The following is a 19,937-nucleotide window of genomic DNA, read 5'->3' as shown; positions in this document are numbered from 1 at the left end:
TCAGGATTGGGTGTCGTCGTGGAGTGCGACCGGCCTTCCCGAGGCCGATCGTGCTCAGTTGTTAGCGCCCGTCACCTGCGCGAAGGCGGCCTGGTTGATGGAGGTGCCGATTATCGATTCGATCTTCGTGATGTATTGCGCGACCTGTTCGTCGTTCATCCCGCGTTGCAGCGTCTCCTTGAGCTTCTTCAGTTCGTCCGAGGCGACGTCGATCGGCGGCACGGTCACGTCGGTGACGCGGAAGACGATCCACTCGCTGCCGCCGGCGCCCGGCGTCTGCCCGACGCCGTCCTTGGGCGTCCGGAACGCGGCCGTGATGACGGCGGAGGGTACGCCGGAAAGCGAGGCGTCGCGGCGGAAGCCGGCAGCAGTCTCGACCTTCGATCCGACCGAAGCCGCGACCTCGGCAAGCGCGCCGCCTTGCTCGACCTTCTGGACGATCTCGGTCGCCTTCGCGCGCAGCCGGTTCGAAATCTGGTCCTCGCGCCATTTCGCCTCGACCTGGCTGCGGACCTCGTCGAGCGGCCGCTCGCGCGAGGGCGTGATGCCGAGCACGTCGTACCAAACATAGCCGCCGGCAAACTGGATCGGTTCGCTGTCGACGCCGATATCGCTGTTGAAGGCCTGTGAGACCACGTCGAGACCGCGCGGAATGTTAGCCACCGGCTGGCCGTCGGGCGTGCGGCCGGAGCGGTCGACGGCTTCGATCGTGACCGGGCTCAGGCCGAGCTTCTGCGCGGCCTCGACGATGTTGGCGCCGCCGCTGCGCTCGTCTTCCATCTTGTTCTGGATCTCGTTGACCTTGACGCGCGCGCGTTCGGTCGCGATCTCCTTCTTCACTTGCGCCGCCACGCTTTCAAAAGTCGGCGTTGTGCCCGGCTCGATCTTGCCGACCTTGACCAGCGCCACGCCGAAACGGCCCTGCACCGGCTGGCTGACTTCGCCCGATGCAAGCGAAAACGCCGCATCCGCAATCGCCGGATCGATGATCGCGGTCTTTGCGATCAGGCCGAGATCGACGTCGGCCAGGTTGAGATTGCGCTCCTTGGCGACGTCGTCGAACGACGTTCCCGACGTGATGCGGCTGCGCGCGGCCTGCGCTTCGCCTTCGCTCGGAAAAAACATCTGCGACACTTCGCGCTTTTCCGGCGTGCCGAGCTGGTCGCGGCGCTGCTCGAAGACCTTCTTCGCGTCCTCGTCGGAAACTTCGATCCATTTGCCGATCTCTTCCGGGCTGATCACGACAAAGGACAGTTTGCGATATTCGGGGGCGCGGAACTGGGTCTTGCGGTCCTCGAAATAGGCGGCCAGGGCCTCGGGTGAGGGCGGGTCGATGGTGCCCGCCTGCGCGGCGTCGAGTTTGACGAATTCGATCGAGCGCTGTTCGTTCTGGAAACGGGCGAGCGCCTCGATCAGGACCTTCGGCGGCTCGAGGCCAGCCGAGACGGTGCCGGCGATCTGGCGGCGCAGTCCGACGCGCCGCTGTTCGTTGAGATAGCGCTGCTCGGTGTATCCGAACTGGCGGATAGTGGCCTGGAAGCGTGCCGGATCGAACTTGCCGCCCAATCCCTTGAAATTCGGGTCGTTGTAGATCAGCCGCATGGTCTCATCCTGCGACTGGGCGAGCCCCATCCGCCGGGCTTCCTCATCCAGCGCGGCTTCGGCGATGGTCTGTTGCAGAACCTGCCGGTCGATGCCGAACGCGCGGGCCTGTTCGGTGGTCAGCGGACGGCCGAACGTGCGGCCGAGTTGCTGCAGCTTTTCGGTGTAGATCTGGCGGAATTGGTCGGTCGAAATCTCGGTCCCGCCAACCTTGGCGAGCGACGACTGGCCAAACCCCTTGAAGATGTCGGCAATGCCCCAAACTGCGAAACTGACAATCAAAACGCCCATCACGGTGGCCATGACAATCTTGCCGAGCCAGTTTGATGAGGCTTTCCGAATTCCTCGAAGCATGGGTCCAACTTGTTTTTTGCAGGAGAGGGGAACCGGGTCGTGCCCAAGGGAATTCGATCCGGGACCGAATTCCGCAACAGGGCGTCACCGAGTTGATAAAGCATCATAAAGTGGCCGCAGCCCCCTCGCAACCTCGGCCATATGGGCCAATTGAAGCGGTTAACGGTCGGGGGATCGTCTGACCGGTATCTGGAACTGACGGCGCGCCTCTGCTAGCGCATCTGCAAGCCACAAAGTCTGACATTTTTGCGGGAAATTGACATGACCGAAGCCATCCGGCCGCTGATCGCCGGCAACTGGAAAATGAACGGCCTGAAATCCGCCCTGGGTGAATTCGAGGCAATGATTGCGGGCGCGGGTGCATTGGCCGGCAAGGCCGACCTGCTGGTCTGCCCCCCGGCGACCCTGATCGCCGGTTTCGCCGACAAGGCGCTCGGCTCAAAGCTCGCTGTCGGTGCTCAGGATTGCCACGCCAAGGCCACGGGCGCCCATACCGGCGATCTCTCGGCGGAAATGCTGGCGGATGCCGGCGCCAGCGCCATCATTGTCGGCCATTCGGAGCGGCGCGCCGACCATGGCGAGAGCGATGCGGTGGTCCGGCAGAAGGCGGAAGCGGCCTGGCGGGCGGGCCTTGTGGCAATCGTCTGTATCGGGGAGACGCAGAAGCAGCGCGATGCCGGCCAGACACTGGATATCTGCGGCGGGCAGCTCGCGGGCTCATTGCCGGATGGTGCGACGGCGGCCAATCTGGTGGTCGCCTATGAGCCGGTCTGGGCGATCGGGACCGGGCTGACGCCGACGCCAAAAGATGTCGAGCAGGTTCATCGCTTTATTCGCGGTGTTCTCACCAGCCGATTTAAGGCGGAAGGCGGCAAGATCCGGATTCTCTACGGCGGGTCGGTCAAGCCCTCCAACGCAGCGGAGTTGATGGCGGTCACCGATGTCAACGGCGCGCTGGTCGGTGGCGCCAGCCTGAAAGCGACGGATTTCCTGGCGATCGCGGAGGCTTGCTAACTTCTCAGGCTGGCACGCCTTCCTGCAGCTTCTTCCAGTAGATCAGCGTGCCGGTGAGGCCGCCGTGGGGCTTGAGCGCGTAGTCCGGAATCACGCCGGTCAGCCTGAAGCCTACGCGCTCATACAATCCCGCCGCGCCCTCGTCCTCGGCAGTGTCGAGCACGAGCAGCCAGCGCCCGCGTGCGATCGCCAGCCGCTCCGCCTCGCGCAGCAGTGCCGTCGCGATCCCGCGGTGGCGGTGACTGACGCGCGTCATCATCTTCGCGATCTCGGCCCGGTGCGGCTGGTTCGGCGGCAGATCGAGCAGCAGCGTGACGGTACCGATCAGCTCGTCGCCGTCAAAGGCGCCGAGGACGATCCGCTCGCCGCGGTCCGCAGCGCTCAGCGAATTGGACCAGAACGTTTCAGCCGTTTCCCGTGACAGCGGATGCATGAAGCTGACCGAGCCGCCATTCGCCACCGTCTCGATCAGTATTTCACCAAGCGCTGCGCAAACTTCGGGCGAAGGTTTCAAGGCTTTGATCTTGATGTTCGACATGAGGATGAGTTTCCGCGACGTTCAGCTTCGATGATTGGCGATGCGCAAGACACGCGTCCGCTTGATCTCTGCAATCCGCTCGACATCCTCGACTTGCAGGTGACGGCCGCGTTCGAGAATTTCGAGCGTATATTCTTCGTAAGTCAGCCCCAGCCGTTCGGCTTTTCTGATCCGAAAGGTGACAATGCCGGGCGAGGGGTTTTTCCAGGCCGCGTGATTCGCCGCCTTCCAGTAGAAGTAATTGCCGATTCCGCCGTTGCCCCATTCCGGCGTGTGCTCCTCCTCAAGCGGAGGGCCGCGATTGTGGCCGGCGGGGGCGGCGAGGTCGTCCGGAAAACTTCTTTCGACCTCCGCCATCGCAAGCCTAGCTCCGCGCAAGAGCGACGACGTAGGTGCAAGGCGCGGCGCTCTCGTTGGCAAACGTCACCTCCGCCGGCGGACCGAATCCGAGGCAGTCGCCGGCGCCGAGTTCGTGGCGCTCGCCGCCATCGATGAGGACGAGCGCGCCCGACAACACCCAGAGCACCTGACGGATGTGGGCGTAGGACGAAGCGGGCAGCGTCACGCGCTGCTTTGCAGGCATCTCGACCTTGATGATCTCGATGGGGTGATCGGGCCGGTTGAATACTTGCTGGCGCAAATAACCGGTCTCGGGATCGCGCCACACCGGCTGCTCGGCGGCGCGCGAAAGACGCCCGCCTTGGCCTTCGGCACGCAGCATCAGGCCAGCGAGCGTGAGATCGAAGGCGCTGGCGAGCCGGACCAGCACCACTGCGGTCGGGCTGACCTCGGCGCGCTCGATCTTGCTGATGGTGGCTTTGGACACCCCGGAGCGTTCGGCTAGATCGGCCAGCGACCAGCCGCGGCTGTCGCGTTCGAGCCGCAGGCGCTGGGCGAGGCGGATGCTTAACTCGTCTACTATAGTGTCCATTCGTCTATTATATGAGAAATTGCGGCGAGCTCAAGCCTGATCAGAAGCCCGGCGGGATATGTGGACAGCCTTGCCGCAGCGCCTGCGGCAATTATCTCCACGGCGGCGGTTGGGGGTGACAATGCCCCGTCCGATCGTGTAACACCGCGCAACTTCAGGAAAACCCGCAAGCTCTTGGTGCAGCCGAAGCCCGGCGCTCTTCGCTTGTGACGGAAGGTTTTTAAGATGCAGACCGTCATTATCGTCGTTCACCTCATGATCGTCGCCGTGTTGATCGGCGCCGTGCTGCTGCAGAAATCCGAAGGCGGCGGCCTCGGCATGGGCGGCGGCGCCGGCTTCATGTCGAGCCGCGGCACCGCCAATCTGTTGACGCGGACGACCGCGATTCTGGCGGGGCTTTTCTTTCTGACCAGCATGACGCTGGCCTGGCTCGCAGGCGTCGATCGCAAGCCGGCATCGATTCTCGGCACCTCGCCGGCGACTCAGTCCCAGCCGGGTGGCGCAACGCCGGTCGCTCCGCCGACTTCCGGTGGCGTGCTCGATACGCTCAAGAAGGTGGATGAACAGCAGGCACCGTCGGGCCCGCAGGCACCGCGTTCGCAATAAAGCAGGGTGGCCATGCAGGACGGCGTCTACCGTCCTGCATCAGAATTTCCCATCAATGCTCTGAAATCGCTTCATATTTAACGTCACCCACAGCCCGGCAAAATGTTTGCCCGTGCACGCGATTCGTTTTGGAGAATCGGGGCAGTGGCCTTAAAGGTAGAATCCCATGGCGCGGTACATATTCATCACCGGCGGCGTGGTTTCCTCGCTCGGAAAGGGTCTGGCTTCGGCGGCACTCGGTGCCCTGCTGCAGGCTCGCGGGTACAAGGTCCGTCTCCGCAAACTCGACCCCTATCTCAACCTCGATCCCGGAACGATGTCGCCGTATCAGCACGGCGAAGTGTTCGTGACCGATGACGGCGCCGAGACCGATCTCGATCTCGGCCATTACGAGCGTTTCACCGGGCGTCCGGCCACCAAGGCCGACAACATCACCACCGGGCGCATCTATCAGGACATCATCACCAAGGAACGCCGCGGCGACTATCTCGGCGCGACCATCCAGGTCGTTCCGCATGTCACCAACGCGATCAAGGAATTCGTCCTCTCCGGCAATGACGAATATGATTTCGTGCTGGTCGAGATCGGCGGCACCGTCGGTGACATCGAGGGCCTGCCGTTCTTCGAGGCGATCCGCCAGCTCAAGAACGAGTTGCCCCGCGATCACGCCGTCTACATTCACCTGACGCTACTGCCCTACATTCCAAGCGCCGGTGAACTCAAGACAAAGCCGACCCAGCACTCGGTGAAGGAGCTGCGTTCGATCGGCATCCAGCCGGATATCCTGTTGTGCCGCACCGACCGCGAAATTCCGAAGGAAGAGCGGCGCAAGCTCGGCCTGTTCTGCAACGTGCGCGAAAGCGCCGTGATCGAGGCGAGGGACGTCGACAACATCTACGCCGTGCCTGAGGCGTATCACGCCGCCGGCCTCGACGACGAAGTTTTGGCCGCGTTTGGCATCAGCCCTAAAATTCCGCCGGCGCTGCAGAGCTGGAATGTCATCAACGAGCGCGTGCGTAACCCGGAAGGCGCAGTGACCATTGCCATCGTCGGCAAGTATACGGGGATGAAGGACGCCTACAAATCATTGATCGAGGCGCTCTCCCATGGCGGCATCGCCAACAAGGTGAAGGTCAATCTCGACTGGATCGAGAGCGAGGTGTTCGAGAACGAGGATCCGACGCCGTTCCTCGAACACGTCAACGGCATCCTGGTGCCTGGCGGCTTCGGCCAGCGCGGCGCCGAGGGCAAGATTCGCGCGGCGCGGTTCGCGCGTGAGCGCGACGTGCCGTATTTCGGCATCTGCTTCGGCATGCAGATGGCGGTCATCGAAGCCGCGCGCAACCTCGTCGGCATCGAGGAAGCGAACTCCACTGAGTTCGGCCCGACCAAGGAGCCGCTGGTCGGCCTGATGACGGAATGGCTGCGCGGCAACGAGTTGGAGAAGCGATCGCAGTCCGGCGATCTCGGCGGCACGATGCGGCTTGGCGCGTACCCGGCCACGCTCAAGCGCGGCAGCCGCGTGTCGGAAGTCTATGGCGGCGCCACCGAGATTTCGGAACGCCACCGCCACCGCTACGAGGTCAACACCGCCTACAAGGACCGGCTCGAACAACACGGCCTGCGGTTCTCCGGCCTGTCGCCCGACGGCGTGCTGCCGGAGATCGTCGAATACGAGGACCATCCCTGGTTCATCGGCGTGCAATTCCATCCCGAGCTGAAGTCGCGGCCGTTCGAGCCGCATCCGCTGTTCGCGTCCTTCATCCAGGCGGCGATGGCGCAGTCGCGGCTGGTGTAGAATTCTGTAGGGTGGGCAGAGCGAAGCGTGCCCACCGCCTCGCCCCGTGTTTGGACTGAATGGTGGGCACGCTGCGCTTTGCCCACCCTACCGCTCTGCCGCTCCTTTGACGAACGCGCCAATTGTTGCGACAAACCGCTCCCTGAACCGCAAAAACAATAAAGGGAGCAAAGCCGATGATCATGGAAATGCGCGTCTATCGCTGTCTGCCGGGCCGCCTGCCGGCGCTGATGAAGCGCTTCGATACGCTGACGCTGAAACTGTGGGACAAGCACGGTATCAAGCAGGCCGGCTTCTACACCACGCTGATCGGCACCTCCAATCAGGAGCTGACCTATTTCGTCGCCTGGGACTCGCTTGCCGACCGCGAAAAGAAATGGACCGCATTCCAGTCCGATCCGGACTGGATCGCCGGCCGTGCCAAGAGCGAAGAAGACGGTCAGATCATCGACAACATCGTCAGCCAGTTGCTGGTGCCGACGGCGTTTTCGGCGGTGAAATAGCCGCTCGCGCAACCCTGATATTTTAGGGGGTAAACGGGGTTGATCCTGAAGTCGCGGACCGGCATGGTCCGCGCCAGTGACGTAAGGAAAATCCCTTGAACGCGAAACCCGAAGCAGCTCCCGTCGTCTCGGTAGGGCCGGTCAAATTCGGCAACGGCCTGCCGATTTCGATCATTGCAGGTCCCTGCCAGCTCGAAAGCCGGGCGCATGCGCTCGAAGTGGCGAGCGCGCTGAAGGAGATCGCGGGCCGCCTCGGCATTGGCCTCGTCTACAAGACCTCCTTCGACAAGGCCAACCGCACCTCGGGCTCAGCCGCGCGCGGAGTTGGCTTGGCGCAGGCCTTGCCGATCTTCGCCGAGATACGCTCCGCGCTCGGTTTGCCCGTGCTGACCGACGTGCACGAGGCCGGCCAATGCGCGGAAGCCGCACAGGCGGTGGACGTGCTGCAGATCCCGGCCTTCCTGTGCCGGCAGACGGACCTGCTGCTTGCGGCCGCAGCGACCGGCAAGGTCGTCAACGTCAAGAAGGGCCAGTTCCTCGCGCCGTGGGAAATGACGAACGTCGTCAGCAAGATCACCGGCGGCGGCAATCCGAACGTGCTGGTGACCGAACGCGGCGCCTCGTTCGGCTACAACACGCTGGTATCCGACATGCGCGCGCTGCCGATCATGGCGCAGACGACAGGGGCGCCCGTTATTTTCGACGCCACCCATTCGGTGCAGCAGCCGGGCGGGAAGGGCACCTCATCCGGCGGCCAACGTGAATTTGTCCCCGTTCTGGCGCGTGCGGCGGTCGCGGTCGGCGTCGCCGGTCTGTTCATCGAGACCCATCCCGATCCCGATCGCGCCCCGTCGGACGGACCCAACATGGTGCCGCTGCGCGAGTTCGAGGCGTTGGTGAAGCGGCTGATGGCGTTCGACGCGCTTTCCAAGAACGCTTCGTCGTGACCGCCGCCAGCGGCATGCCGCCGGCGCTCAATATTATTGCGCTCGCAACCTTTTCGGCGGCCCTGTCCGCCCGCGCGCTCGATCCGGTCTTGCCGCACGTGGCCGAGGATTTTTCGGTCAGCATCGCCACCGCCGCCAGTTTCGCCGCCGCGTTCGCCTTCACCTTTGCCATCATCCAGCCGGTGCTCGGCGCCTTCGCCGACGTTTTCGGCAAGGCGAGGCTGATGATTGTCGCCCTGACGCTGCTCGGCTTCGCCAACATTCTCGGCGCGATGGCAACCTCGTTTCCGCTGTTGTTTGCCAGCCGCATTCTGGCCGGCATCGGTTCTGGCGGCGTGTTTCCGATCGCGCTGGGGTTGACCAGCGATCTCGTCGGCGCCGAAAAGCGTCAGGTCGCGATCGGGCGTACGCTGGCCGGCGCCATGACCGGCAATCTGCTGGGCGCCACCGTGTCCGGCCTGATCGGCGATTTCCTCGGCTGGCGCGGCGTGCTGGCCGTGCTCGGGGCGATTGTCGTGGTGGCTTCGATCGTGGTCGCGATCGGATTTCGTGGTGCTGCGCTGACCCATCCGCCGCGCACCAGCCTGTCGGCCCTCAAGCAGGGCTATCGCACGATTTTCACCAATCCGAACGCACGCATCTGCTACTCGGCGGTCTTTATCGAAGGCTGCTGCGTGCTCGGCCTGTTTCCGTTCATTGCCTCGTTCCTGTTCGACCTCGGACAAACCTCGCTGTCGATCGCAGGTGTCGTCATCGCTGGCTTTGCGGTCGGCGGCCTCTTCTACACCATGACGGTATCGCGGCTTCTGCCGAAGATCGGCGTCAACGGGATGATCATCGGCGGAGCGGCGCTGGTCGGCTTGCAGCTCATGGCGGTCGCGTTGGGGCTGGAATGGAGATTGCAGCTACTCAATCTGATCTTCATGGGCTGGGGTTTCTACATGATCCACGGCAGCCTGCAGGTATTCGCCAGCGAATTGTCGGCGGATGCGCGCGCAACCGCGCTGTCGTTGCACGCCTTCTTCTTCTTCATGGGCCAGACCGTCGGCCCCATCGCCTATGGCTTTGGCATCCAGCATGCCGGCAAGGTGCCGACCCTGCTTATCGCGGGCGCCATGATGATCGCGCTGGGCTTCGTCTGCGCCAAACTGCTGCGCCAGACGCGGCCGGCGGATGCGCCGTCGACGTAGCCTGTCTCAGCGTGCGTTCAGTGCCGCCCAAAGCAGCTTCTCGGCCTGCCGGGTCGCTTCCGCAAAGGAAGCCTGCTTCGGCGCATTCTGCGTGAAGCAACGCTTGTAGGCATCTTCACCCTGCTGACGCAGATTGCCCAGCCTGTCGTAAGCCTTCCGGTCGATCTTTCCGGAGCGGAAATCGTCATCGGCCTGTTCGGCCTTCTTTTTGTAGCCGGTCCGGATAGCGATACAGGCGGGGATTTTCACCTGGGGATCAATCGCCCCATAGGCGATGTAGACTTTGCCGTTCGCGATGGCAGAGACGAAGACGTTGTCGGCCTCGTCGGGGAACTCGTCTTGGGTTCGCCCGGCCAGCATGGCATAGGCAAAGCTCGCGCCTTCGAGCTTCGCAACAGGTAGCGAGTTGAAGTTCACTACGGCAGCGCCGCTCGATACCGCCTGCGTGTAGAAGCTCTCGTCCCTTAGCGCGGCGCCAATCTGCTGCGGCACGTTCTTGGCGCCTTTGTCCCACCAGTTCTTGTGGGCGCGCAGCCATCGTTCGAACAGCGTCTGTGTCGTGACGACGATATGCGCTTTCGGTCCGACATATTTGCCGTCGGCGCCGTCTTGACCTGCTTTCTCGCCATTGCTTCCTAGCAAGGCGTCGAAGCGCAACCCGTCGAGCATGCCAAAACCCTCATCGCCTTTAGCGAACGCGTCGATGTTCAGCTTGGCCGGGCCAAAATCAGCGCGGGCGGGCTCATTGAGAATGGCACGCATCTGCGCCCCGAGATCGGCGCTTGCCGCTTCCTCTGCCTTGCGCGCGGCATCGTGCGCGTTACCGGCATCGTACATGGCCGTGATCTTCTCGATCGCGGCATCGCGCGCGGCGATGTAGCGATCCTCTGCCGATTTTGCCGGCGGCGCGGCTAATGCGTGCGAGATCGTTGCGGCGAGACAGAGAGGGACGAGAAGCCGGAGGACGGCAGAGCGGGCAGTATTCATGTGCGGTGGTCGGCCGTACCGGCCTTCCGGTTCAAGCAGCCGGGGGTGAGGCTTCGGCGCTATCAGCAAAAATTTGGCTGCCCATCAGAATTTCAAAGTCGCAATTCCGAGCCGCGCGGGCCAATTGTGCTTCGTGATCTCGAACGGGGGCGTCGGCGCTTCGCCGGATGCCACGCCACAACTGGGAGCGAGGGCCAAGTTGAACAGGTTCAGGGCCATCATGTTCGACGTCGACGGAACCATGGCGGAGACGGAGGAATTTCATCGACGTGCATTCAATGAAGCGTTCAACCATTTCGACCTGCCGTGGAGCTGGGATGTGGCAACGTACGGCAAGCTGCTGCGGATCGCAGGCGGAAGAGAGCGTATCAGGTATTTTTGGGAGACGCTCTCCGAGGATCGCTTCGATCTGTCAAATAGACACATCAACGAGCTGCACCGCTTCAAGACGCGCCGATATGCGGAACTGGTTGGCAGCGGCGCCTGCGGACTGCGACCGGGAGTAGCCGACCTGGTCGTTCGAGCCCGCGACGGGCGGCTGCGGTTGGCGATCGTTACGACCACGTCGCGGGACAACATTGGCGCACTACTGACCCAAAATCTGGGATCGCATTGGAAGCGGAATTTCGACGTGATCGTTTCCGGGGAAGACGTGCCTAACAAAAAGCCGGCACCGGACGCCTATCACGCGGCGATCGACGCTCTTGGCCTGCCTGCCATGTCTTGCCTGGCCATCGAGGACTCTCGCAACGGTCTGGTTGCAGCGGCCTCTGCCGGCGCCCGAGTCCTGATTACTCGCAGCCTGTACTTTCGAGACGAGGATTTCACGGGTGCAACCGGCGTCACGGATGATCTAACCGATTTGCCTCACGACTTCTGGTTCGATCCTGATCTCTGATCCGCCAGTGGCGTTCTTGCGAAGTGCCTGCAGGATCTGAGGGGAGGACATGCGATGGATCAACCCCGCCCGCGATACGGCGCGACGCCTTGGTCCGGCACCCACACGTCCTTGGGTAGTTTGCCGGTTTGCCAGAACACGTCGATCGGGATGCCGCCGCGCGGATACCAGTAGCCGCCGATGCGAAGCCACTTCGGCTTGATCTCGGCCGCGATGCGCTTGCCGATCATGACGGTGCAATCCTCGTGAAAGGCGCCGTGATTGCGAAAGCTCGCCACATAGAGCTTCAGCGATTTGGATTCCAGCAGCCATTGGCCGGGCACGTAGTCGATCACGAGATGTGCGAAATCCGGCTGTCCCGTGACGGGGCAAATCGAGGTGAATTCCGGCGCAGTGAAGCGGACCAGATAGTTGGTGCCGGCTTGCGGGTTGGGCACGCGGTCGAGCTTTGCCTTTTCCGGGCTATCCGGCCATTCCACGGCGCGACCGAGTTGCAATGATGTCGGCAATGATTTCTTGGCCATCATGATCGTCCTGTTGCGACGGGTGACATGGACGCAAGTGGCGCGGCCGTCAACTGTCAGCGCGAGGCGGGGTCGGCGAGAAACTTCACCAGCGCCTGCCGTTCGGCGGCGTTCTCGATGCCACGCATCGACATCCATAATCCCGGAAACATCGCAGCGGGATCGGCTAGAAAGGTCTCCAGCCGCTTCGCATCCCAGCGCAAGCCTTCGTCGCGTGCCTTGCGCAGCACCGGCGAGTAGTCAAAGCCGGCATTGCTGCCGACCGCGCGACCGATCAGGCCTGAGAGATTGGGGCCGGGCAGGTTGCGCTCGGCCGGATCGAGGCTATGGCAGGCGCGGCAGGGGGTGAACGCCTGTGCGCCGTCCTCCGCCAAGGCGGACGGCGGCAGCAGGATTGTCACGAGCAGCAGGACCGCAAGCAATCTCACGCAGGGGCGACCGTCTGGATCATCACAAGGCGGTCGTTGCCGGATTCGCCGCCCCAGGTTTCGCCGGGCCGGCCGTCGAGCTGGCGTACGTTCGCGCCCGCTTTGTCGCTCGGGAATGCGTTGAACTTTTCCGTCACGGGATCGAAGCGCACGATCGCGTTCGCTCCGAAATCGGTGAGCCAGACCTTGTCCTTGTCGTCGACATAGACCGCATAGGTCCGGGGATTATTGCCCGGCAGCTTCCACGCCTTCCAGGAGCCGTCGGCGGGATCGTGCATCGACACATTGCCGCTGTTCCACTCGCTGACCCAGATGCGGCCCTTGGAATCCGACCACACCCGGCGCGCGCCCTGGTTCGGCGTCGGCGGCTCGACCACCGTCGCGTTGCCGGTCGCCGGATCGATTTTGGCGATGTGATTGCCGGCGAGCGAGGCGTACCAGATGTCACCCTTCGGCGTGATCGTGATGCCGTAAGTGCCGCGGCCGCGCGGCGATTTGAACACGGTCATGTCGCCTGATTTCGGGTCGAGCCGGCCATAGATGCCGGTCTGGCCGGTGAACCAATAGATGCCATTTTTGTCGAACACCGCCGTGTTGAGATTGGCGTATGCCTCCTTTTCGGGCAGGCGGAACAGCGTCACCTTGTGATCCCCGGGGTCGACGCGGGCGATGGCGTTCTGGCCGCCCTCGGTCACCCAGGGGGCGCCATCCGGGCCGATGATGACGCCATGTGGCGCGGCACCCTTGCCGAGGTCGACCAGTTTGTAGGAGCCGTCGCGTGGATCGAGGCGCCCCAGCGTGCCGTTGCGCTGGCCGCAGAACCAGATCGTGCCGTCGGGGGCAGGGGTGGTGTCGCGCGAGCCCATGCCTGCGGCGACCGGAAAATATTTGACGCGGAACGGGCCTTCCTGGGCGGCGGTCCTTCGCGTGAGGGCGGGCGCGGCGAGGATTCCAATGGCGGCGGTTCCAAGAAACTGGCGGCGATTCATTGCGTTACCCCGGCTTGTGAACGTGAAGGTTTGGACGCCGATATCAACCTTGGATCAGTCTATCCTGACGGGTTTTGGCCGTCCGGAAAAGGCCATCGGTCAAGCGTTCACATTTGCTTGCTTGCCGTGTAAGACGCCCCCGAAACCGGACCAACATTCCAGGAAAGTTCAGATATGACCGCCATCGTCGACATCATTGGCCGTGAAATTCTCGATAGCCGTGGCAACCCTACCGTTGAAGTCGATGTGGTGCTGGAAGACGGCTCGATCGGCCGCGCTGCGGTGCCGTCGGGCGCCTCTACCGGCGCGCATGAGGCGGTTGAACTTCGGGACGGCGACAAGAAGCGCTATCTCGGCAAGGGCGTGCAGAAGGCGGTTGAGGCCGTCAATGGTGAAATCTTCGAAGCCCTCAGTGATCAGGCCGTCGAGGATCAGGTCCATATCGACCAGATCATGATCGATCTCGACGGTACGCCGAACAAGAGCCGGCTCGGCGCCAACGCCATCCTCGGCGTCTCGCTCGCCTGCGCCAAGGCGGCAGCCGAATCCTTCGACATGCCGCTCTATCGCTATGTCGGCGGCACCTCGGCGCGGACGCTGCCAGTGCCGATGATGAACATCATCAATGGCGGCGTGCATGCCGACAACCCGATCGACTTCCAGGAATTCATGATCCTGCCGGTCGGCGCTGCGAGTTTCGCCGAGGCGCTGCGCTGTGGCGCGGAAATCTTCCACACGCTGAAGAGCGAACTGAAGAAGGCGGGGCACAATACCAATGTCGGCGACGAGGGCGGCTTTGCGCCGAACCTACCGTCGGCGGATGCAGCCCTTGAATTCGTCGTCAGCGCCATCGGCAAGGCGGGATACAAGGCGGGCAGCGACGTGATGCTCGGGCTCGATTGCGCCGCGACCGAGTTCTTCAAGGACGGCAATTACGTCTATGGCGGTGAGAACAAGACCCGCTCGCGTTCGGAGCAGGCGAGGTATCTCGCCGATCTCGTCTCGCGCTATCCGATCGTCACCATCGAGGACGGTATGTCCGAAGACGACATGGAAGGCTGGAAGGAATTGACCGACCTGATCGGCAAGAAGTGCCAGCTCGTCGGCGACGACCTGTTCGTCACCAACGTTACGCGGCTGGCCGACGGCATCAAGAACGGCCGCGCCAACTCGATCCTGATCAAGGTCAACCAGATCGGCACGCTGACCGAGACGCTCGCCGCCGTCGAACTGGCCCACAAATACGGCTACACCTCGGTGATGTCGCACCGTTCCGGCGAGACCGAGGACTCCACCATCGCCGACCTCGCGGTCGCCACCAATTGCGGCCAGATCAAAACCGGCTCGCTGGCGCGCTCCGACCGCACCGCCAAGTACAACCAGCTCCTGCGCATCGAGCAGCAGCTCGGCAAGCAGGCGAAATATGCCGGGAAATCGGCGCTGAAGGCCTTGGCGTAACGCGCCGGCGCATCCAGATAGAACGAGCACCAGGGGAGGGATTGCGATGAGTGACAGCAACAGCGGGCTTCAACTGCGTACGCTGCTCAAGAAGAGCGGCGAACTCGAACTGTCGCTGGTGAACGTCCCGACCCCTGACCCGGCCGACGACGAGGTCGTGGTCCGGGTCGAGGCGACGCCGATCAACCCGTCCGATCTCGGGCTTCTGATCGGCCCGGCCGACATGTCGACCGCCAAGGAATCCGGCAGCAAGGACGCGCCCGTCGTCACCGCGAAGATGCCTGATACGGCGATGCGGATGATGGCGGCGCGGCTCGATCAGTCGCTTCCCGCGGGCAATGAAGGCGCCGGCGTCGTGATCCGGACCGGATCGTCGGACGCCGCCAAAGCGCTGATGGGCAAGACCGTCTCGATGATCGGCGGCGCGATGTACACGCAGTATCGCACCATCAGGGTGCGGGACGTGATGGAATTGCCTGAGGGCACCACGCCCGCCGACGGCGCGTCATGGTTCGTCAATCCGCTGACCGCGCTCGGCATGACCGAGACGATGCGGCGCGAAAATCACAAGGCGCTGGTGCACACCGCCGCCGCATCGAACCTCGGCCAGATGCTCAACAAGATCTGCATCAAGGACGGCATCGGCCTCGTCAACATCGTGCGCAGCAAGGAGCAGGCCGACATCCTGCACAATATCGGCGCCAAATATATCGTCGATTCCACCGCGCCGACCTTCATGGACGATCTCACCAATGCGCTGGTGGAAACCGGCGCGACCATCGCCTTCGACGCCATTGGCGGCGGCAAGCTGGCAAGCCAGATCCTCACCAGCATGGAGATGGCGGCCAACAAGACCGCCAAGGAGTACAGCCGCTACGGCTCCAACGTGTACAAGCAGGTCTACATCTACGGCAGCCTCGACAACCGCCCGACCGAACTGAGCCGTGCCTTTGGCCTGACCTGGGGCGTCGGTGGCTGGCTGTTGACGCCGTTCCTGCAGAAGATCGGCCCCGCCGAAATCGGCCGCCTGCGCCAGCGCGTGGCCTCCGAACTAAAGACCACGTTTGCCAGCCACTACACGCGAGTGGTGTCGCTGCAGGAGACGTTGCAGCTCTCCAATATCGCCGTCTACAACAAGCGCTCCACCGGCGAGAAATTCCTGATCAACCCGAACAAGAGCTGACGGCACGCCGCGTTTATCCGGCCATCGACAGAACAGGCCGCCCGATGGGACGGCCTGTTCTGCATTAGGGAAGGATTTTCTGGCGGCGAGATATGTCATGCGCGCGCGTCCACGCGCCCGGCAAGTATCACCTAAATTATCGCTGTGATTTCGATCCGGCGTTCGTTGGTTTTCTTTTTGGATGGAGCGTTCGCGTCAGATGCACCGCTGCTTCCTCGAGTTCGACGGCGCGCCTGATCCTTTGCAGTTCCAGATAGGCCTTCGCAACGTCAAATCGTGACCTTGGCGTTTGCGCCGACATTCGATTTCGCATGACAGTCCCTCCGTAGTGAGGCGCACGCTAACACTGTTGTTGGGACGATCTAGACCGTAGAACTGCTGGTTCCATGTTTCGAATTTGTGAACTTGAAGCAATGGCGCCGCCCTGAAGATGACGCCGTGAGCCAAGCCGAAAGGGCGCGGCCAAACCCACAAAAAGGGCATTTCATGCACTTGCATCTTTCTGGTGATCTGGCGTAAGGGAGAGCAGGCGCGTTCGCTCTCAAAAGGGATACCCAATGGCTACCCATACCATCGTCACCATCGTCGGCTCTCTGCGCAAGGAAAGCTTTTCGCTCAAGGTTGCCAATGCGCTCGCCAAGCTGGCGCCGGCTTCGCTCAAGCTCGACGTGACCACGCTCGAAGGCATTTCGTTCTTCAACCAGGATCTGGAAGCCAATCCGCCGGCCGACTGGCTGGCATTCCGCGAAAAGCTGCAGAAGTCGAACGGCGTGCTGTTCGTGACGCCCGAATATAACCGCTCGATCCCCGGCGTGTTGAAGAACGCCATCGACGTCGGCTCGCGCCCCTACGGCAAGAGCTCGTTCCTGGGCAAGCCGACCGGCATCGTCAGCAACTCGCCCGGCGCGCTCGGCGGCGTCAGCGCGGCCAAGCATCTGCAGAACATCCTGCCCGGTATTTCCGGCCCGATCCTCGGCCAGCCCGAAATCTATTTGAACGGCGTCGGCGACGCCTTTGACGACAAGGGCCAGCTCACCAAGGAAGCGGTGCAGAAGGTGCTGCAGCAATATATCGACGCCTTTGCGGCGTTCATCGAGAAGCAGAACAAGTAACCGCTTTCTATCCCCGTCATTGCGAGGTGCGAACTCTCCCGCCGTCATTGCGAGGAGCTCGCGACAAAATTGCAAAGCAATTTTGCGCTGAAGCGACGAAGCAATCCAGTCTTTCTTTCCGCGGCGGGATGGATTGCTTCGCGGAGCCTGTCATCGGGCGCGCGTTCGCGCGACCCGTTGGCTCGCAATTGTCGATGTTCACTAATTCGCTGATTGGATCGCAGTGGTCTTGGTAGCGGCGAAGGCCTTGGGAGTTTGCCCCGCCAAGGCCTGATGGGGCCTGTGGTTGTTGTAGTAGATTAGGTACTCGAACAGTTCGTTGGCAAAGTGATCGAGATTGTCGAAGGTGGCGCCCTCGATAACGTCCTCGTCGAGGGTGCGCCAGAAGCGTTCGACCTTGCCATTGGTCTGCGGTCGATAGGGCCTGGAGTAGCGGTGTTTGATGCCAAGCTCGAGCAGCATGGCCTCGAACGGATGCTCGTCCGGCTTGGTGCGGGCGGCGAACTCGGCGCCGTTGTCGGACAGGATTTCCTGGAAGACGAGCCCATAGGTGACGTTGAGGGTGTTGATCATCTTCAGGGTCTTGAACATGACCGGCAGCGCCTTCTTGGACGTCAGGACCTCGGCCCAGGCCAGCCGCGAGCAGCTGTCGATCAGGCTGATGATGTAGGCCGTGACCGGGGGTGGCGCGAGGAACATATCGCGCGGCAATTGATGCAGATCGACGTGGCCCAGCTCCCCGAGCTTGTCCTTGATAATGCGACGTTTCTCCTCACGCATCGCCACCGTGCGGCGGTTCAGCTGGTAGCGTCTCAGCACCCGGTAGATCGTTACGGGCGAAGGTACCGTGTCGCGCTTCTCACGCAAGACGGCATGAATCTCGTAGCGGTTCATCCCCCGCCTGCGGTGGGCGACGATCTCCGCCTCGATCCCTTCCGGCTCGCGCCGTTCCCGCCATTTGGGCCCGCGCCGGCGCGGCAGCAGGTCCGCTTCCTCACCGCTCTGCAGATAGCGATTGTAATACTTGCGGAAGGTCTGCGAGCAGGTCCCGTGATGGCGGTAGAAGTCGCCGACCCGCTTGAACAGCGGGGATCGACCAGCCTTCACCGCCTCATATTCCGGGATCAGAAACCGCCACTTCTGCAGATAGTTGCGTTCAATCGTCCGGTCGTAGCTATTGTCGCGCATCGGATCGTCCTCCAGAGGAGCGATCCAATCAGCGAATTAGTGAACATGCACAGCAATGACGGGGGGTCAGTCAAGCCCGTGGCCTTAGGAATCCATTAACCCAGCCGTCGCATCTTGGGCGCATGGTCTCCCGTACCCGATTGAAGTCCATCCTGACCGGCCTCGCCCTTTACACGGTGGCGGCGCTGATGGTCAGCTATTTCGGTGTCAACGCCTATACCGGCAAATACGGCCTGAATGCGCGCCAGGAGCTCGATCAGGAGATCATCGCGCTCACCTCGGAGCTGGCGCGGTTGAAGCGGGAGCGGGCAGAGGGCGAACAGCGGGTATCGCTACTGCGCTCCGACCGGGTCGACCCCGACATGCTGGATGAGCGCGCGCGCTTCCAACTCGACTACGCCAATCCGCGCGACCTGATCCGGACCATCAAGCCGAACTGATTTTCAAGCCGATGTCATCGACAACGTCGTTGTCGGGACGATGCTTTCTGCCGGTCCGCAAATTTCAAAAAACTGCAAAATCAATTTCGAAAATGTCCCGCCACGTTGCAGTGCGGCATAGCAATATTTTCTTCAGCGCACGCAATCCTTTCACGGCGGTTTGAGTTGGGATAGAGAGGGCTGATCCCGTCTTTCTTTCTCACCCCGGAATTGCCATGGCTGCACCCAAGAAAAGCGTTGTCGCGAAGGAATTAGGGCAGGAGAAGGCAAGCGGGTCCCCACCGGAATTCACCAAGGCGCAGGAGCTAGCCGCGCTGCGGGACATGCTGCTGATCCGCCGCTTCGAGGAGAAGGCCGGCCAGCTCTACGGCATGGGTGCGATCGGCGGGTTCTGCCATCTCTATATTGGCCAGGAAGCCGTGGTGGTGGGGATGCAGATGGCCCTGAAGCAGGGCGATCAGGTCATAACTGGATACCGTGACCACGGTCACATGCTGGCCTGCGGGATGTCCGCCAACGGCGTTATGGCCGAACTCACCGGCCGCCGCGGCGGCTACTCCAAGGGCAAGGGCGGCTCCATGCACATGTTCAGCATGGAGAAGAATTTCTACGGCGGCCACGGCATCGTCGGCGCCCAGGTCTCGCTCGGCACCGGCCTTGCGTTTGCCAACCGCTACCGCGGCAATGACAATGTCGCGCTCGCCTATTTCGGCGATGGCGCCGCCAACCAAGGCCAGGTGTACGAAAGCTTCAACATGGCGGAGCTGTGGAAGCTCCCGGTGATCTTTGTGATCGAGAACAACCGCTACGCCATGGGTACCTCGGTGTCGCGCGCTTCCGCGCAGTCCGATTTCTCCAAGCGTGGCGCCTCCTTCAACATCCCCGGCAAGCAGGTCGACGGTATGGACGTCCGCGCGGTCAAGGCCGCCGCGGATGAGGCTGTCGCCTGGTGCCGCGCCGGCAACGGTCCCTTTATCCTGGAGATGCAGACCTACCGTTACCGCGGCCACTCGATGTCGGATCCTGCGAAGTATCGCACACGCGAGGAGGTGGAAAAGGTCCGCCACGACTCCGACCCGATCGAGCAGGTACGCAGTCGCCTCCTGGCCGCCAAGGTCACCGAGGAGGAATTGAAGAAGATCGACGCCGAGGTCCGCGAGATCGTCAACGCGTCCGCCGATTTCGCCCAGCGCGATCCCGAGCCCGATGTGTCCGAACTCTGGACCGACATCTACCGCTAAGCGCAA

At 62.6% G+C, this 19,937-nt stretch carries 21 protein-coding genes; 12 read left to right on the top strand and 9 right to left on the bottom strand.

Annotation, left to right across the window (positions count from 1 at the left end; all coding sequences use genetic code 11):
• Positions 1-54: 54 nt before the first annotated feature.
• On the bottom strand, positions 55-1,956 hold the full coding sequence (locus tag ACH79_RS33905) for a peptidylprolyl isomerase (protein WP_161854839.1): 1,902 nt from the start codon (positions 1,954-1,956) through the stop codon (positions 55-57).
• Between the two features lie 261 nt (positions 1,957-2,217).
• On the opposite strand from ACH79_RS33905, the gene tpiA reads away from it, so the two are divergent.
• The gene (tpiA, locus tag ACH79_RS33900) at positions 2,218-2,970 is read left to right on the top strand and encodes a triose-phosphate isomerase (protein WP_161854838.1); all 753 of its coding nucleotides are present in this window, start codon (positions 2,218-2,220) and stop codon (positions 2,968-2,970) included.
• Positions 2,971-2,974: 4 nt separating this feature from the next.
• Here the strand turns inward: tpiA and ACH79_RS33895 are convergent, their stop codons facing one another.
• The 3 genes from ACH79_RS33895 to ACH79_RS33885 are packed head-to-tail and all read right to left on the bottom strand — an operon-like array spanning position 2,975 to position 4,439.
• Positions 2,975-3,508, bottom strand: a complete 534-nt coding sequence (locus ACH79_RS33895) for a GNAT family N-acetyltransferase (RefSeq protein ID WP_161854837.1) — start codon at positions 3,506-3,508, stop codon at positions 2,975-2,977.
• A gap of 21 nt (positions 3,509-3,529) precedes the next feature.
• A complete protein-coding gene (locus tag ACH79_RS33890) occupies positions 3,530-3,865 on the bottom strand; it encodes a hypothetical protein (protein WP_161854836.1) in 336 nt (111 codons plus the stop codon).
• Between the two features lie 7 nt (positions 3,866-3,872).
• The gene (locus ACH79_RS33885) at positions 3,873-4,439 is read right to left on the bottom strand and encodes an XRE family transcriptional regulator (protein ID WP_161854835.1); all 567 of its coding nucleotides are present in this window, start codon (positions 4,437-4,439) and stop codon (positions 3,873-3,875) included.
• Between the two features lie 225 nt (positions 4,440-4,664).
• Between ACH79_RS33885 and secG the strand changes: the two genes are divergently transcribed.
• The 5 genes from secG to ACH79_RS33860 all read left to right on the top strand — a co-directional run bounded on the left by secG (position 4,665) and on the right by ACH79_RS33860 (position 9,483).
• Entirely contained in the window at positions 4,665-5,045 is a 381-nt protein-coding gene (gene secG, locus ACH79_RS33880) for a preprotein translocase subunit SecG (protein WP_161854834.1), read from the top strand.
• A gap of 166 nt (positions 5,046-5,211) precedes the next feature.
• Entirely contained in the window at positions 5,212-6,843 is a 1,632-nt protein-coding gene (locus ACH79_RS33875; RefSeq protein ID WP_161854833.1) for a CTP synthase, read from the top strand.
• A 176-nt stretch (positions 6,844-7,019) separates the two neighbouring features.
• The gene (locus tag ACH79_RS33870; RefSeq protein ID WP_057834587.1) at positions 7,020-7,346 is read left to right on the top strand and encodes an NIPSNAP family protein; all 327 of its coding nucleotides are present in this window, start codon (positions 7,020-7,022) and stop codon (positions 7,344-7,346) included.
• Positions 7,347-7,441: 95 nt separating this feature from the next.
• Positions 7,442-8,293 (top strand): 3-deoxy-8-phosphooctulonate synthase, encoded by an 852-nt coding sequence (kdsA, locus tag ACH79_RS33865; protein ID WP_161854832.1) that lies wholly within the window; start codon positions 7,442-7,444, stop codon positions 8,291-8,293.
• Between the two features lie 14 nt (positions 8,294-8,307).
• Positions 8,308-9,483, top strand: a complete 1,176-nt coding sequence (locus ACH79_RS33860) for an MFS transporter (RefSeq protein WP_161856693.1) — start codon at positions 8,308-8,310, stop codon at positions 9,481-9,483.
• A gap of 6 nt (positions 9,484-9,489) precedes the next feature.
• On the opposite strand, the gene ACH79_RS33855 is transcribed toward ACH79_RS33860, so the two are convergent.
• A complete protein-coding gene (locus tag ACH79_RS33855; protein WP_161854831.1) occupies positions 9,490-10,470 on the bottom strand; it encodes a hypothetical protein in 981 nt (326 codons plus the stop codon).
• A gap of 220 nt (positions 10,471-10,690) precedes the next feature.
• Here ACH79_RS33855 and ACH79_RS33850 point away from each other — a divergent pair, with 220 nt between their 5' ends.
• Entirely contained in the window at positions 10,691-11,368 is a 678-nt protein-coding gene (locus ACH79_RS33850) for an HAD-IA family hydrolase (RefSeq protein WP_246738237.1), read from the top strand.
• 59 nt (positions 11,369-11,427) lie between these two features.
• Here the strand turns inward: ACH79_RS33850 and queF are convergent, their stop codons facing one another.
• Genes queF through ACH79_RS33835 form a run of 3 tightly spaced genes read right to left on the bottom strand, consistent with a single transcriptional unit; the run spans position 11,428 to position 13,309 of the window.
• Positions 11,428-11,892 (bottom strand): preQ(1) synthase, encoded by a 465-nt coding sequence (gene queF, locus ACH79_RS33845; protein WP_161854830.1) that lies wholly within the window; start codon positions 11,890-11,892, stop codon positions 11,428-11,430.
• 56 nt (positions 11,893-11,948) lie between these two features.
• On the bottom strand, positions 11,949-12,320 hold the full coding sequence (locus ACH79_RS33840) for a cytochrome c family protein (protein ID WP_161854829.1): 372 nt from the start codon (positions 12,318-12,320) through the stop codon (positions 11,949-11,951).
• Positions 12,317-13,309 (bottom strand): lyase, encoded by a 993-nt coding sequence (locus ACH79_RS33835; protein ID WP_161854828.1) that lies wholly within the window; start codon positions 13,307-13,309, stop codon positions 12,317-12,319. Before ACH79_RS33835 ends, ACH79_RS33840 begins: the two co-directional genes overlap by 4 nt.
• 174 nt (positions 13,310-13,483) lie before the next feature.
• On the opposite strand from ACH79_RS33835, the gene eno reads away from it, so the two are divergent.
• The 3 genes from eno to ACH79_RS33820 all read left to right on the top strand — a co-directional run bounded on the left by eno (position 13,484) and on the right by ACH79_RS33820 (position 17,062).
• Positions 13,484-14,767, top strand: coding sequence for a phosphopyruvate hydratase (eno, locus tag ACH79_RS33830; RefSeq protein WP_161854827.1), 1,284 nt, complete (start codon positions 13,484-13,486; stop codon positions 14,765-14,767).
• A 46-nt stretch (positions 14,768-14,813) separates the two neighbouring features.
• Positions 14,814-15,950: a zinc-binding dehydrogenase gene (locus tag ACH79_RS33825; RefSeq protein ID WP_161854826.1), complete on the top strand. Its 1,137-nt coding sequence runs from the start codon at positions 14,814-14,816 to the stop codon at positions 15,948-15,950.
• Between the two features lie 557 nt (positions 15,951-16,507).
• Positions 16,508-17,062, top strand: coding sequence for an NADPH-dependent FMN reductase (locus tag ACH79_RS33820; protein ID WP_161854825.1), 555 nt, complete (start codon positions 16,508-16,510; stop codon positions 17,060-17,062).
• Between the two features lie 201 nt (positions 17,063-17,263).
• Here the strand turns inward: ACH79_RS33820 and ACH79_RS33815 are convergent, their stop codons facing one another.
• Complete coding sequence (locus ACH79_RS33815) at positions 17,264-18,250, bottom strand: integrase core domain-containing protein (protein WP_161849690.1); 987 nt, start codon at positions 18,248-18,250, stop codon at positions 17,264-17,266.
• Between the two features lie 122 nt (positions 18,251-18,372).
• Here ACH79_RS33815 and ACH79_RS33810 point away from each other — a divergent pair, with 122 nt between their 5' ends.
• Both ACH79_RS33810 and pdhA read left to right on the top strand, forming a co-directional pair.
• Entirely contained in the window at positions 18,373-18,690 is a 318-nt protein-coding gene (locus tag ACH79_RS33810; protein ID WP_161854824.1) for a septum formation initiator family protein, read from the top strand.
• A gap of 215 nt (positions 18,691-18,905) precedes the next feature.
• Entirely contained in the window at positions 18,906-19,931 is a 1,026-nt protein-coding gene (gene pdhA, locus ACH79_RS33805; RefSeq protein ID WP_161854823.1) for a pyruvate dehydrogenase (acetyl-transferring) E1 component subunit alpha, read from the top strand.
• Positions 19,932-19,937 lie beyond the last annotated feature (6 nt).

The organism is Bradyrhizobium sp. CCBAU 051011, assembly GCF_009930815.1.
Classification (GTDB): domain Bacteria; phylum Pseudomonadota; class Alphaproteobacteria; order Rhizobiales; family Xanthobacteraceae; genus Bradyrhizobium.
Note: the sequence above shows the minus strand (reverse complement) of the source record. Positions and strands in the feature narration are given on the sequence as shown.

Excerpts from the sequence above, each read along its gene's own strand:
- ACH79_RS33905 (WP_161854839.1), bottom strand. The coding sequence starts at position 1,956 with ATGCTTCGAGGAATTCGGAAAGCCTCATCAAACTGGCTCGGCAAGATT.
- tpiA (WP_161854838.1), top strand. The coding sequence starts at position 2,218 with ATGACCGAAGCCATCCGGCCGCTGATCGCCGGCAACTGGAAAATGAAC.
- ACH79_RS33895 (WP_161854837.1), bottom strand. The coding sequence starts at position 3,508 with ATGTCGAACATCAAGATCAAAGCCTTGAAACCTTCGCCCGAAGTTTGC.
- ACH79_RS33890 (WP_161854836.1), bottom strand. The coding sequence starts at position 3,865 with ATGGCGGAGGTCGAAAGAAGTTTTCCGGACGACCTCGCCGCCCCCGCC.
- ACH79_RS33885 (WP_161854835.1), bottom strand. The coding sequence starts at position 4,439 with ATGGACACTATAGTAGACGAGTTAAGCATCCGCCTCGCCCAGCGCCTG.
- secG (WP_161854834.1), top strand. The coding sequence starts at position 4,665 with ATGCAGACCGTCATTATCGTCGTTCACCTCATGATCGTCGCCGTGTTG.
- ACH79_RS33875 (WP_161854833.1), top strand. The coding sequence starts at position 5,212 with ATGGCGCGGTACATATTCATCACCGGCGGCGTGGTTTCCTCGCTCGGA.
- ACH79_RS33870 (WP_057834587.1), top strand. The coding sequence starts at position 7,020 with ATGATCATGGAAATGCGCGTCTATCGCTGTCTGCCGGGCCGCCTGCCG.
- ACH79_RS33860 (WP_161856693.1), top strand. The coding sequence starts at position 8,308 with ATGCCGCCGGCGCTCAATATTATTGCGCTCGCAACCTTTTCGGCGGCC.
- ACH79_RS33855 (WP_161854831.1), bottom strand. The coding sequence starts at position 10,470 with ATGAATACTGCCCGCTCTGCCGTCCTCCGGCTTCTCGTCCCTCTCTGT.
- ACH79_RS33850 (WP_246738237.1), top strand. The coding sequence starts at position 10,691 with ATGTTCGACGTCGACGGAACCATGGCGGAGACGGAGGAATTTCATCGA.
- queF (WP_161854830.1), bottom strand. The coding sequence starts at position 11,892 with ATGGCCAAGAAATCATTGCCGACATCATTGCAACTCGGTCGCGCCGTG.
- ACH79_RS33835 (WP_161854828.1), bottom strand. The coding sequence starts at position 13,309 with ATGAATCGCCGCCAGTTTCTTGGAACCGCCGCCATTGGAATCCTCGCC.
- eno (WP_161854827.1), top strand. The coding sequence starts at position 13,484 with ATGACCGCCATCGTCGACATCATTGGCCGTGAAATTCTCGATAGCCGT.
- ACH79_RS33825 (WP_161854826.1), top strand. The coding sequence starts at position 14,814 with ATGAGTGACAGCAACAGCGGGCTTCAACTGCGTACGCTGCTCAAGAAG.
- ACH79_RS33820 (WP_161854825.1), top strand. The coding sequence starts at position 16,508 with ATGGCTACCCATACCATCGTCACCATCGTCGGCTCTCTGCGCAAGGAA.
- ACH79_RS33815 (WP_161849690.1), bottom strand. The coding sequence starts at position 18,250 with ATGCGCGACAATAGCTACGACCGGACGATTGAACGCAACTATCTGCAG.
- ACH79_RS33810 (WP_161854824.1), top strand. The coding sequence starts at position 18,373 with ATGGTCTCCCGTACCCGATTGAAGTCCATCCTGACCGGCCTCGCCCTT.
- pdhA (WP_161854823.1), top strand. The coding sequence starts at position 18,906 with ATGGCTGCACCCAAGAAAAGCGTTGTCGCGAAGGAATTAGGGCAGGAG.